Annotated in this window: 12 protein-coding genes and 1 pseudogene; 6 read left to right on the top strand and 7 right to left on the bottom strand. The window is 57.8% G+C overall.

Annotation, left to right across the window (positions count from 1 at the left end; translation table 11 throughout):
- The first annotated feature begins 59 nt into the window (after positions 1–59).
- Positions 60–1,184, top strand: coding sequence for a GNAT family N-acetyltransferase (locus ACRESJ_RS03080; RefSeq protein ID WP_431756582.1), 1,125 nt, complete (start codon positions 60–62; stop codon positions 1,182–1,184).
- A gap of 135 nt (positions 1,185–1,319) precedes the next feature.
- Here the strand turns inward: ACRESJ_RS03080 and ACRESJ_RS03075 are convergent, their stop codons facing one another.
- From ACRESJ_RS03075 to ACRESJ_RS03060, 4 genes and pseudogenes are all read right to left on the bottom strand, one after another.
- Positions 1,320–3,152, bottom strand: coding sequence for an ABC transporter ATP-binding protein (locus tag ACRESJ_RS03075; protein ID WP_431756581.1), 1,833 nt, complete (start codon positions 3,150–3,152; stop codon positions 1,320–1,322).
- Between the two features lie 93 nt (positions 3,153–3,245).
- Entirely contained in the window at positions 3,246–3,803 is a 558-nt protein-coding gene (locus ACRESJ_RS03070; protein WP_431756580.1) for a peptidylprolyl isomerase, read from the bottom strand.
- 3 nt (positions 3,804–3,806) lie between these two features.
- Positions 3,807–4,612 (bottom strand): annotated as a pseudogene (locus ACRESJ_RS03065) (alpha/beta fold hydrolase).
- Between the two features lie 14 nt (positions 4,613–4,626).
- Positions 4,627–5,550, bottom strand: a complete 924-nt coding sequence (locus tag ACRESJ_RS03060; protein ID WP_008060097.1) for a LysR family transcriptional regulator — start codon at positions 5,548–5,550, stop codon at positions 4,627–4,629.
- A gap of 50 nt (positions 5,551–5,600) precedes the next feature.
- Here ACRESJ_RS03060 and ACRESJ_RS03055 point away from each other — a divergent pair, with 50 nt between their 5' ends.
- The 3 genes from ACRESJ_RS03055 (at position 5,601) to ACRESJ_RS03045 (ending at position 7,867) form a co-directional block, all read left to right on the top strand.
- The gene (locus ACRESJ_RS03055; RefSeq protein ID WP_431756579.1) at positions 5,601–5,915 is read left to right on the top strand and encodes a 3-phosphoglycerate kinase; all 315 of its coding nucleotides are present in this window, start codon (positions 5,601–5,603) and stop codon (positions 5,913–5,915) included.
- Between the two features lie 150 nt (positions 5,916–6,065).
- Positions 6,066–6,665: an FMN-dependent NADH-azoreductase gene (locus tag ACRESJ_RS03050; RefSeq protein ID WP_431756578.1), complete on the top strand. Its 600-nt coding sequence runs from the start codon at positions 6,066–6,068 to the stop codon at positions 6,663–6,665.
- A 335-nt stretch (positions 6,666–7,000) separates the two neighbouring features.
- The gene (locus tag ACRESJ_RS03045) at positions 7,001–7,867 is read left to right on the top strand and encodes a carboxylate/amino acid/amine transporter (RefSeq protein WP_431756577.1); all 867 of its coding nucleotides are present in this window, start codon (positions 7,001–7,003) and stop codon (positions 7,865–7,867) included.
- Positions 7,868–7,948: 81 nt separating this feature from the next.
- Here the strand turns inward: ACRESJ_RS03045 and ACRESJ_RS03040 are convergent, their stop codons facing one another.
- A complete protein-coding gene (locus ACRESJ_RS03040) occupies positions 7,949–9,247 on the bottom strand; it encodes a mechanosensitive ion channel family protein (protein ID WP_431756576.1) in 1,299 nt (432 codons plus the stop codon).
- 192 nt (positions 9,248–9,439) lie between these two features.
- Here ACRESJ_RS03040 and ACRESJ_RS03035 point away from each other — a divergent pair, with 192 nt between their 5' ends.
- Positions 9,440–10,786, top strand: a complete 1,347-nt coding sequence (locus ACRESJ_RS03035; protein ID WP_431756575.1) for a DEAD/DEAH box helicase — start codon at positions 9,440–9,442, stop codon at positions 10,784–10,786.
- A 213-nt stretch (positions 10,787–10,999) separates the two neighbouring features.
- Here ACRESJ_RS03035 and ACRESJ_RS03030 read toward each other — a convergent pair whose 3' ends face one another.
- Both ACRESJ_RS03030 and ACRESJ_RS03025 read right to left on the bottom strand, forming a co-directional pair.
- Entirely contained in the window at positions 11,000–11,275 is a 276-nt protein-coding gene (locus tag ACRESJ_RS03030; RefSeq protein WP_431756596.1) for a hypothetical protein, read from the bottom strand.
- 61 nt (positions 11,276–11,336) lie between these two features.
- Positions 11,337–12,080: a DUF899 domain-containing protein gene (locus ACRESJ_RS03025; protein ID WP_431756574.1), complete on the bottom strand. Its 744-nt coding sequence runs from the start codon at positions 12,078–12,080 to the stop codon at positions 11,337–11,339.
- A gap of 178 nt (positions 12,081–12,258) precedes the next feature.
- Between ACRESJ_RS03025 and ACRESJ_RS03020 the strand changes: the two genes are divergently transcribed.
- Positions 12,259–12,648, top strand: coding sequence for a transcriptional regulator (locus tag ACRESJ_RS03020; RefSeq protein ID WP_431756573.1), 390 nt, complete (start codon positions 12,259–12,261; stop codon positions 12,646–12,648).
- Positions 12,649–12,728 lie beyond the last annotated feature (80 nt).

Below are 12,728 nucleotides of genomic sequence, written 5' to 3'. Positions count from 1 at the left end.
AAAAGAGTGCGATCGGCGATACTCGCGAGGCTTTCACGCGAAGAAGAGTGAGGATGGTGATGCCGTTGCAACGTCTGCAGAGTCTGAGCGAAATCGCGCCACAAACATGGGATGCGCTGGTGCCCGAGACTCAGCCATTCCTGTCTCACGCCTTTCTCAGCGCCCTGGAAGACAGCGGCAGCATCGGACCTCATTCCGGCTGGCAACCTGAGCATCTGTTGCACATCGAAGGTGATCGTCTGATCGCCGCATTGCCCAGTTATCGCAAATGGCATTCCTACGGCGAGTACGTGTTCGACCACGCCTGGGCTGATGCTTGCGAACGCGCCGGCATCGATTACTACCCCAAGCTCTTGACCGCCGTACCCTTCAGCCCGGTCAGCGGTCCGCGCTTGTTGGCGGCCAGCGTGGAAGACGGTTTCGAACTGCTCAAGAGCCTGCCGGGCTATCTGGAAATCGAAGAACTTTCCAGTGCCCACATCAACTTCACGGATGCGTTTACTGATGCCGCGCTGGTGCAACAGCCGGGTTGGCTGCAACGCATCGGTTGTCAGTATCACTGGCAGAATCGCGGTTATCGCGACTTTCAGGATTTCCTTGATGTACTGAGTTCACGCAAGCGCAAACAGATGCGCAAGGAGCGCGAGCAGGTTGCGGGGCAGGGCATTGAGTTCGAGTGGCTCGAAGGCCGGGAACTGGATCAGGCGCAGTGGGATTTTGTGTTTGCCTGCTACGCCAATACCTACGCAGTGCGGCGGCAGAGGCCTTACCTGACGCGAGAGTTTTTCAGCCTGCTGGCCGAGCGCATGCCGCAGTCGATTCGCGTGGTGTTGGCCAAACAAGGTTCACGGCCAGTAGCGATGGCGTTCAGTCTGGTGGGAGGCGACAGTTTTTACGGTCGTTACTGGGGCTGTCTGGCTGAGTTCGATCGCCTGCACTTTGAAACGTGTTTCTATCAGGGTATGGATTACGCGATTGCCAATGGCTTCCAGCGTTTTGATGCCGGGGCCCAGGGTGAGCACAAGTTGATTCGCGGGTTTGAACCCGTGATTACCCATTCGTGGCATTACTTGCGCCATCCAGGGTTGAAGGCTGCGGTCAAAGACTTCCTGCATCAAGAACGGCTGGGAGTGCTGGCGTATGCCGAAGAGGCACGGACGGCGTTGCCCTACCGACAGGAGTGATCTGCAAAGATTCACACAACCCCATGTGGGAGCGGGCTTGCTCGCGAAGGCGCCGTGTCAGTCGATTCATTTGTCTCTGACACACCGCTTTCGCGAGCAAGCCCGCTCCCACAGGTTTTGTGGTGATGTCGGGATTCAATCTATACCGACGAACCCACCCGTCTGGTGTTGCCACAACCGCGCATACAAACCGCCCAGCGCCAGCAGTTCGGCATGGCTTCCGGTTTCGGCGATCTTGCCGTTCTCCAGCACTACCAGCCGGTCCATCCGTGCGATGGTCGAGAGTCGGTGGGCGATGGCGATCACGGTTTTGCCCTGCATCAAAGTTTCCAGGCTTTCCTGGATCGCTGCTTCGACTTCCGAATCCAATGCCGAGGTGGCTTCGTCCATGATCAGGATCGGCGCGTCCTTGAGCAGTACGCGGGCGATGGCGATCCGCTGACGCTGGCCACCGGAGAGTTTTACTCCGCGCTCACCCACATGGGCGTCGAAACCGATGCGACCTTCAGCGTCTGACAGCGAAGGAATAAACCCGTCGGCCCGGGCCTTGTGTGCGGCCTCCCAGAGTTCGGTATCGGTGGCGTCGGGTTTGCCATAAAGCAGATTGTCGCGGATCGAACGGTGCAGCAGCGACGTGTCCTGGGTGATCATGCCGATGCGTTCGCGCAGGCTTTCCTGGCTGACATCGGCGATGTTTTGACCGTCGATTAGGATCTTCCCGCCTTCCACGTCATAGAGGCGTAACAGGAGATTGACCAGAGTCGATTTCCCCGCGCCAGACGGGCCAATCAGTCCGATTTTTTCACCGGGTTTGATGGTCAGGTTCAGGCCGCCAATGATCCCGCTCTGTTTGCCGTAGTGGAAGTCAACGTCCTCGAAACGCACTTCACCGCGAGCCACGGCCAAGGGTTTGGCCTGTTCGCGGTCGGTGACGCTGACCGGTTGCGAGATGCTCTGCAACCCGTCCTGAACCATGCCGATGTTTTCGAAAATGCCGGTGACCACCCACATGATCCAGCCGGACATGTTGACGATGCGGATCACCAATCCCGTGGCCAGCGCGATGGCTCCCACGCTGATCAGCGACTGCGTCCATAGCCACAGGGCCAAACCGGTCGTGCAGACAATCAGCAAGCCGTTCATGCTGGTGATGACCACATCCATACTGGTCACCACGCGGCCGGCCAGCTGGGCTTTTTCGGTTTGTTCCTTGATCGCTTCGCGGGCGTACTGCTGCTCGAAGTTGGTATGGGCGAAGAGCTTCAGGGTGGTGATGTTGGTGTAGCCATCGACAATTCGCCCCATGAGTTTGGAGCGCGCGTCTGAGGAATCCACTGAGCGCTCCTTGACCCGTGGCACGAAGTAATAAAGGGCGCTGATGAACGCAACAATCCAGGTCAGCAGGGGAATCATCAGGCGCCAGTCGGCTTCGGCGAACAGCACCAGCGAACTGATGGCGTAGATCAGCACGTGCCACAGGGCGTCCACCGCTTGCACCGCCGAATCGCGCAGGGAGTTGCCGGTCTGCATGATGCGTTGGGCGATACGTCCGGCGAAGTCGTTCTGGAAGAAGTTCAGGCTCTGTTTGAGCACATAGCTGTGGTTTTGCCAGCGGATCATGCTGGTCATGCTGGGGCTGAGGGTCTGGTGCACCAGCAGGTCATGCAGGCCGACAAACACCGGGCGCAGGATCAGCGCCACCACCACCATCCAGGTCAGTTCCAGGGCATGTTCTTTGAAGAGGTTAGCGTTGGGCGCGCCCTGGGCCAGGTCAATGATACGGCTCAGGTAGCTGAACAGCGCGACTTCGATCAATGCACCGAACAGACCAACGATCAGCAGGGCGGCGAAGCTCGGCCAGACCTGCTTGAGGTAATAGGTATAGAAGGGCAGTACCCGATCCGGCGGAGCCGCCGATGGGGCATCGCGGAAGATGTCGATCAGTTTTTCAAAGCGGCGAAAAAGCATTGTTTTATTGCCCGAAAACGGGCTCTCCTTTAAACGGTTTGAGCGTTGCCGGCAGAACCGGCAACAGCTCGGACATCCTTGTCCAGCTTAGTATTAGTCGATGCGCTTGGCCGACTTGATGAACACGGGGTCAGCCGGCACGTCTTTCATGCCGTTGCGCATGGTGGTTGGCGAGTTGACGATGATGTCGACCACGTCCATGCCCTTGACCACTTTACCGAACACGGCGTAACCGTCGCCCTGGTCAAGGAAGTCGTTGTCCTTGACGTTGATGAAGAACTGGCTGGTGGCCGAGTCAGGCACAGAAGTGCGCGCCATGGACAAGGTGCCACGCACGTTGACCAGTCCATTGTTGTGCTCGTTCTTGATCGGCGCCTTGGTGTCTTTTTGTTGCATGGACTGGGTGAATCCGCCGCCCTGGACCATGAAGCCCGGAATCACGCGGTGGAAAATCGTGTTGTTGTAGAAGCCGCTGTCGACGTACTCAAGGAAGTTCTTGGTACTGATCGGGGCCTTGACCGGGTCCAGTTCGATTTCGATCTGGCCATTGGTGGTTTCCAGCAATACATGTGGCGCCTTGGCAGGCGTCGCCGCCATCAGGTTGGCGGCAAACAGAACGGAACCAGCGGCGAGGGCGATTTTTTTCAGCATGGGTCAGTGATCCTGATTGGAGTGGTATCGACTGCGGTGAGAAACTCGAGCAGTGTCTGGTTGAAGCGTTCGGGCTGGTCCAGCGGGGTGGCGTGACGCGAGTCGGCGATCACCACCAGCCGTGCATCGGGCAGCAGTTTTACGTAATTCTCTTTCAGCGAGACCGGCGTGTAGTCACGGTCGGCGCTGACGATGAGGGTAGGACAGGAGACCTTCGACAGTCGTTCCTGAACACCCCAGCCAACGATGGCATCGAAGCTGGCGAGATAAGCATGTTTGTCGTTTTTTGCCCAGCGTTCGGCCATTTTTTGTCGTAGATCTGCCTGCTCGGGTTTGGGGAATAATTTGCCACCCAGGGCTTTGCCGATGGTGCGCAAACTGAGGACACGCATCAGGCTCCAGCGCTTGAACCACTGCCAGTAATCGTCTCGGCTGCGCAGTTTGACTTCGGGTGCGCTGTTGACGATGCACAGGCTCTTGAGCAGCCGGGGCTGATCCACGCCCAGCTGAAAACCGATCATTGCGCCCATGGACAGGCCCACGTAATGGGCCGGGCCAAGGTTGAGGTGCTCGATCAGTGCCACCAGATCTGCACTGAACCCGGCGATGCTATATCGCTCGCGAGGCTTGTCGGAGCGACCGTGGCCGCGTACATCCGGGACGATCACTCGGTAGTGGGCAGCCAGCGCGGGGATCTGTTTCTCCCAGTCGAGGGTGCTGGAGCCCAGGCCGTGCACCAGCAGCAACGGCGTGCCGTGGCCATATTCCTCATAGTGCAGGTTGCAACCATCGTGTTCGAAATAGGCCATGCATACACTCCGTGTCAGGCTTGTTCAGGGGCGGCGAAAGGTGCATCCAGCGGCGCGGTGTCGAAGGTGCGCAGCAGCTCGACGAGAATCTGCGTCGCCGGGCCCAGGGGTTTGTCCTTGTTCGAATACAGGTAAAAGCTCGGGTTGCGACTGCCGCCCTGATCCAACGGTAGCAGCTTGAGCGTCCCTTCCTTCAGCTCCCGCTCGATCATGTGCCTTGGCAACCAGGCGAACCCCAGGCCGCTGCCGACAAACGTCGCGGCGGTGGCGAGGCTGCCGACGGTCCAGCGTTGTTCCGCACCGAGCCAGCCGACGTCCCGTGGCTGCTGGCGACCGGAGTCACGGATGACCACTTGCAGGTGGCTTTCCAGATCCTGAAAATTCAGTTCGCGATTGAGACGGTGCAGGGGATGTTCTGGATGGGCGACCGCGACGAACTCGACATCACTTAATTCCGCGCCCAGATAGCCGGGAATGCTGAAGCTGCTGATCGCCAGGTCGGCGACGCCTTCGAGCAGCACTTCTTCCACACCCGATAACACCTCTTCACGCAGACGCACGCGACAGCCACGGCTTTGCGGCATGAACGCGGTCAAGGCACGGACGAGGCGGGCGCTGGGGTAAGCGGCGTCTACCACCAGGCGCACTTCGGCTTCCCAGCCTTGTTCCATGTGATGGGCCAGGTCTTCCAGTTGGCTGGCCTGTTTCACCAGTTGCCGGGACCGGCGCAACAACACGCCACCGGCCTCGGTCAGTACCGCTTTGCGCCCGTCGATGCGCAGCAATGGCACGCCGAGCTGGTCCTGCATGCGTGCCACGGTGTAGCTGACGGATGATTGTGAGCGGTGCAGCGCTTCGGCGGCCTGGGCGAAACCACCGTGGTCGACCACGGCCTGAAGCGTTCGCCATTGATCAAGGGTCACGCGGGGCGCTTTCATGATGAGCTCCTGTTGTCCTAAGCTGCGCAGTTCTTATTGGAGACTGCTGCATGAAAAAATTCTGTTATGTGGTACTGACAATGCTGCCGCTGACTGCATTCGCTTACCCGATCGACGTACAAAAAGAACTCAATGGCTTGAAGATCGACTACACGACATACGCCTCCGATTACGACATGGGCTCCATCACCGTGAACAACTACGGCGACAAAGCCGCCGATTGTGCAGTGGTGTTTCGCAATGGCCCTGAATCCCCCAAGACCCGCAGAATCAATCTTGACGCCGGCAAAAGCGCTAACCTTTCCGCCAAGTTCAACCGCAAGATCATCAAGCTCTACATCAGCATGACCTGCAAGCCGCAATAATCACCAGCGGAGCAGGCTCGCCAGCCACGCTCCGCTTATAAACGAATTTATCGATTGGTTATAGCAGTTATTTGCGCTTTTTCATCGATATAACACTGTTTAACCTTCACTCCATCGACTTACAACATTCCCAGATGGAGCCTACATCCCATGTCCCGCGTTCTGATCATCGAAAGCAGTGCCCGTCAGCAAGATTCGGTCTCCCGTCAACTGACCCAGACCTTCATCAATCAGTGGAAAGCGGCGCATCCGAAGGACGAAATCACGGTTCGTGACCTGGCCGTCAATCCGGTGCCGCATCTGGACATCAATTTGCTGGGTGGCTGGATGAAGCCTGCGGATCAGCGCAACGATATCGAACAGGCTTCGCTGGAACGCTCCAATCAACTGACCGATGAACTGCTGGCAGCCGACGTACTGGTGATGGCGGCGCCGATGTACAACTTCGCCATTCCAAGCACCCTCAAGGCCTGGCTCGACCATGTGCTGCGCGCCGGTGTGACCTTCAAGTACACCGAAACCGGTCCACAAGGCTTGCTCAGCGGCAAACGCGCCTACGTGCTGACGGCTCGCGGTGGGATCTATGCCGGTAGCGCGGCGGATCATCAGGAACCGTACCTGCGCCAGGTCATGGGCTTCATCGGCATTCACGACGTGACGTTCATTCACGCCGAAGGGATGAACCTGGGAGGCGACTTCCAGGAGAAAGGCCTGAACCAGGCGAACGCCAAGCTTTCCCAAGTGGCCTGACCCGTTAATCGCCAGATAATCGCTGGATGGTCTAGTGACCTGGCGCAACCCTTCAAGCCTGTACGCGCATCGAACCTCCCTTTGCACTTATTGCTCCTGAGTGCCGTAGCCCGATTGAACGCTTTAGCGAGATCGGGCTTTTTTTCGCCCGCGATTTAATGAACGACAAAAAAACCTGTAGGAGCCGAGCTTGCTCGCGAAGGCGCAGTGTCAGTCAATATCAAAGCATCTGATCCACCGCTTTCGCGAGCGAGCTCGGCTCCTACAGCTCTCTGGGTATCTCGCGATCAATGGGAAAACCCGTTATCGTCGCCGCCATTCAAAACGAGGCGAGCATGGGCTATCTACTTTTTGTCACGCTGATCCAGGCGTTTTCCTTCAGTTTGATCGGCGAGTACCTGGCCGGTCATGTCGACAGTTACTTTGCCGTGCTGGTGCGTGTGCTGCTGGCGGGGCTGGTGTTCATTCCATTGACGCGCTGGCGCTCAGTGGAACCGGCATTCATGCGCGGCATGCTGTTGATCGGCGCGCTGCAATTCGGCGTGACCTACGTCTGCCTGTATTTGAGCTTCCGGGTGCTGACCGTGCCGGAAGTGCTGCTGTTCACCATCCTCACGCCTCTGCACGTGACCCTGATCGAAGATGCGCTGAACCGTCGCTTCAATCCCTGGGCCTTGATCGCGGCGTTGGTGGCGGTAGCGGGCGCTGCGGTGATTCGCTTTGACCGGATCAATCCGGATTTCTTCATGGGCTTCCTGCTGCTGCAACTGGCCAACTTCACCTATGCCGCCGGACAGGTTCTGTACAAGCATTTGGTCGCCAGACATCCAAGTGATCTGCCGCATTACCGGCGCTTCGGTTACTTCTACCTCGGGGCATTGGCTGTGGCTTTGCCGGCGTTCCTGCTGTTCGGCAAACAGAACTTTCTGCCTGAAGCACCGCTGCAATGGGGCGTGCTGCTATTTCTCGGGCTGGTTTCGACTGCACTGGGCCTGTACTGGTGGAACAAAGGCGCGTGCCTGGTCAATGGCGGGACGTTGGCAGTCATGAACAACCTGCATGTGCCGATAGGTTTGCTGATGAATCTGCTGATCTGGAATCAGCATGAAGAGTTGGGGCGATTGCTGTTGGGCGGCTCGGTGATTTTGATGGCGGTGTGGATTAGTCGCCTGGGCATCAGACGAGAGGCGAGCCTCGTGTAGGAACTGCCGGAGCCTGCGATCTTTTGATCTTGAACATCAACAGATCGCAGCCTCCGGCAGCTCCTACAGACGATCGTGCTGTTACATCATGCGTTTTTCCGGCTCGGGAATGTGGCTTGCACCCAGCATCGCCGGCAGCAGCCCGGCGCGTAAATCCGTACCGCTCGGCTGCTGGTACAGGCTCAAGCCGAACTCCGGCAATACCGCCAGCAGATAGTCGAAAATATCCCCTTGAATCCGCTCGTAATCGGCCCACGCCGTCGTCCGGGTAAAGCAATAGATTTCCAGCGGAATCCCCTGCGCAGTGGTTTGCATCTGGCGAACCATGCACGTCATGTTCGGTTGGATCTCTGCGTGGCTCTTTAGATAAGCCAGTGCATAGGCGCGAAACGTGCCGATGTTGGTCATGCGTCTGCGGTTGGCTGACATCGCGGCGACGTTACCCTGGGCTTCGTTCCACGCTTTGAGCTCGGCTTGCTTGCGCGTCATATAGTCGGTGAGCAGATGAACCTGCGACAGTTTCTGTTCTTCCTCATCGCGCAGAAATCGCACGCCGCTGGCGTCGATGAACAGGCTGCGTTTGATGCGGCGACCACCTGAAGCCTGCATGCCGCGCCAGTTCTTGAACGACTCGGACATCAGGCGCCAGGTCGGGATCGACACGATGGTCTTATCGAAATTCTGCACCTTGACCGTGTGCAGCGTGATGTCCACCACGTCGCCATCGGCACCGACTTGCGGCATTTCAATCCAGTCGCCAACTCGCAGCATGTCATTGCTGGTCAATTGCACGCTGGCGACGAATGACAGCAGCGTGTCCTTGTAGACCAACAGGATCACTGCCGACATGGCACCCAGACCCGAGAGCAGCAACAGCGGCGAACGGTCGATCAACGTGGCGACGATGATGATCGCGGCAAACACGTACAGGACCATCTTCGTCAGTTGTACGTAGCCTTTGATCGAACGTGTGCGGGCGTGCTCGGTGCGGGCGTAGATGTCCAGCAATGCATTGAGCAGGGCGCTGACGGCCAGCAAAAGAAACAGGAAGGTGAATGACAACGCGACGTTGCCGAGAAAGTTCAGGGTGGTTTTGCTCAGGTCCGGCACCAGATGGAGGCCGAACTGGATCACCAACGAGGGGGTTATCTGCGCCAGGCGATGAAACACCTTGTTTTGCAGAAAATCATTGACCCAGTGCAGCGCCGGCTGGCGGGCGAGCATCTTGGCCGCGTGCAGTATGAGATAGCGCGCCACCCGTCCGAGGACCAGCGCAATCGCCAGCAGCAGCAACAGCGACAGGCTGGAGTACACGAGCGGATGCTTATCGAGGGCGCCCCAAAGGTCCAATAGGTTGATCCAGAGCTGTTTGATATCCATGGTCAAAAACGATTCTTCTGTAGGACACGAGGGACGATTAGAGCATTTAAGACGCTTTGTATTACGTTCATGGATAAATCAGGCAACAAAAAAGCCACTGTTTACTGCCGATTGCATAAAGAAACTCGGCCTTCGCGCTCGAAACCGTTACCCTATGCAGCTGATTTTTTGCATTTCTTCGAGGTAGCACCCGTGTTTTCCCAATTCGCCCTGCACGAACGCCTGCTCAAAGCCGTGGCCGAGCTTAAATTTGTCGAGCCAACGCCTGTGCAAGCCGCGGCTATCCCGCTGGCGCTGCAAGGGCGTGACCTGCGGGTGACGGCGCAAACCGGTAGCGGCAAAACCGCTGCATTTGTATTGCCGATCCTCAACCGCCTGATCGGTCCGGCCAAGATCCGCGTCAGCATCAAGACCCTGATCCTGCTGCCGACCCGCGAGCTGGCACAGCAGACCTTGAAAGAAGTTGAACGCTTTTCGCAGTTCACCTTCATCAAGTCCGGCCTGATCACCGGCGGTGAAGACTTCAAGGTCCAGGCGGCCATGCTGCGCAAGGTGCCGGACATCCTGATCGGCACACCGGGCCGGATGATCGAGCAACTGAACGCTGGCAACCTCGATCTGAAAGAAGTCGAAGTGCTGGTACTCGACGAAGCCGACCGCATGCTCGACATGGGTTTTGCCGAAGACGTACAGCGCCTGGTCGACGAATGCCCGAATCGTCAGCAGACCATGTTGTTCTCCGCCACCACCGGTGGCTCCGGTCTGCGCGAGATGATCGCCAAGGTGCTGAACAATCCTGAGCACTTGCAGCTCAACGCGGTCAGCCAGCTGAACGACACCACCCGTCAGCAAATCATCACCGCTGACCACAACCAGCACAAAGAACAGATCGTGAACTGGCTGTTGGCCAACGAGACTTATCAGAAGGCCATCGTGTTCACCAATACCCGTGCCATGGCAGACCGTATCTACGGTCGTCTGGTGGCGCAGGAATACAAAGCGTTCGTGCTGCACGGCGAGAAAGACCAGAAAGATCGCAAACTGGCGATCGATCGTTTGAAGCAGGGCGGGGTAAAAATCCTTGTCGCCACCGACGTCGCCGCTCGCGGTCTGGACGTGGACGGCCTGGACCTGGTGATCAACTTCGACATGCCGCGCAGTGGCGACGAATATGTTCACCGCATCGGTCGTACTGGCCGCGCGGGCAACGATGGCCTGGCCATCTCGCTGATCTGCCACGGCGACTGGAACCTGATGTCGAGCATCGAGCGCTACCTCAAGCAGAGCTTCGAGCGCCGCACCATCAAGGAAGTCAAAGGCACCTACGGCGGACCGAAAAAGGTCAAGGCCTCGGGTAAAGCCGTCGGCGTGAAGAAGAAAAAGACTGACGCAAAGGGCGACAAGAAAAAAACTGCCGCCAAGACACCAACCAAACGCAAGAGCGCCAACCGCCCGAAGGCCGAGGCTCCGTCGCTGGTCAGCAAGGACGGCATGGCCCCGCTCAAGCGCCGCAAGCCAGAAGCTCCGGCTGCTGAATAAGCGTCTTGGCCAGCCACATAAAAAACCGGACAGATGTCCGGTTTTTTTTGGTGTTTACTAGCATCACAGATCGTTCCCACGCTCTGCGTGGGAATGCCTCAACGGACGCTCTGCGTTCGGCTCTTGATTGGGACGCAAAGCGTCCCGGGCTGCGTTCCTTTGCTGCGCGTGGGAACGATCATAAAAAAACGGTTTTTTTATGGGTAGTCGTTATCAGCTCTCGGTTTTCTTTTCCGCCGCTCCCAGCTCCTTCAATCGCTGATCGATCAACTGGCATTTATCCGGCAAGTCTTTGGCGGCCGTACTCAGGTCCATCTTCTGCAGCTCGTCGTTGATCTCCTTGGCCTTGGCCGGGTTTTGTTCTGTGAGCCTGGTCACTTCCTTGGCCAGCTGTTCGCGCTTGGCGGTGGCTTCTTCTGGCGTGCAAGCCCATGCAGGAAGGGCGCAGGCGAGGGTGGCGGCGAGCGTGAGTTTGAGCAGGGTCTTCATGGGCATGGCCTCGGATCCGTGTCGGGCGGTTACTCGGTTGAGGCCATGGGGTATCAAAAGTTCATCCTTGGGACGATGCGTGGCAGCAACTGGCCTGTGCCCCTTGCTCATACCGGTCATGATGCTTGACCCATTCCATGATCTGCTCTTCGTTCCTGCCCTTGGGAGTGAGGTCCAAATAGTTGTAGGCACCCACCAACAGGTCCAGACCTCGGGCATAAGTCGAGTAAGTGTGGAAAATTTCGCCAGCCTCATTGCGATAAAACACACTCAGGCCAGGTAGCTCCTCCTCCGAGCCGTCGGTTTTTTCGTAGTTGTAAGTGGCTTTGCCGTCAGCAACCTCTTCCGCTCGGGCGCAGACACCAAAGTCGTAGTTGAAGTCGCAACCCTCTGACGACACCCAATCGAACTTCCAGCCCATGCGCCGCCTGAATGCCTGGAACTCGGCGAACGGGGCGTGGGAAACCGCCACCATGGCTATGTCGTGGTGGGCCAGGTGTTGGTTGGCGCCGTCGATGTGGTCGCTGAGGAACGAGCATCCGGGACACCCTTCGTCCCAGCCTTCAGCGAACATGAAGTGGTAGATGACCAACTGACTGTGGTCACCGAACAGGTCGGCGAGCTTCAGTTCGCCGTTGGGGCCTTGGAAGTGGTAGTCCTTATCGACTTTCACCCAGGGCAGGGCGCGGCGTTCGGCGCTGAGTCTGTCCCGTTCTTTGGTGAAGGCTTTTTCATGAGCCAAGTGCAGTTTGCGGGCGGCGAGCCATTCTTCCCGGGACACGACGGGATGATTTTGAAGGTTCATGGTGATTTCTCCTGCGTGGGGCTGGGAGGTGACTTACACAGCCTAGTCGTTTGGCTTGCCAGTAATTCGACATACCGCCGGTCGGTCGCGGTAAAAACCTCGTCTGAACGGCTGCGGGCAGCGTCGGTCACAACCTATGAAGGCCCCTTCATCAACGGGCACCGGAGGTTGAATCAGGATGACCACTTATAACTGGGATTTGATTGAGCGCTTGCTGCACGAAGTGCAGCGCGGTGAAGCCAGCTTCACACCCCGGCCCTATGCCGAGCAGTACGCAGCGGAAAAAGCGTCGGAAGGTGAGCAGACAGAGAACCTTGACCATCTGAAAGCGGTAGCAGGTGAGTACGAAAAGTTACTGCTGCAGCGGGGTTACATCGAGCCTCGGCCTGAGGAGCAGGGAGGCACCGGGTCCAATTACATTTTGACGCCTCGGGGCTCAAGTTTACTGAGCCTGCTCGACAGCAGCATTCCCGGCAATGACCATCCGCGGCAAGTACTGGATGAGCAGGAGGATGCGCTGGATGAGGTGACGTTTGATGGGTTGGCGTCGAAGGCGCAGATAGCCTGATCTGTCTGTGATTGTAGGAGCGAGCTTGCTCGCGAAAAACGTTAACGATGACGCGAGCATCCTGAATGTTCGCGGCGCCT

This window comes from Pseudomonas sp., from assembly GCF_050739655.1.
Taxonomy (GTDB): Bacteria; Pseudomonadota; Gammaproteobacteria; order Pseudomonadales; family Pseudomonadaceae; genus Aquipseudomonas.
This window is presented reverse-complemented; position numbering and strand designations above follow the sequence as displayed.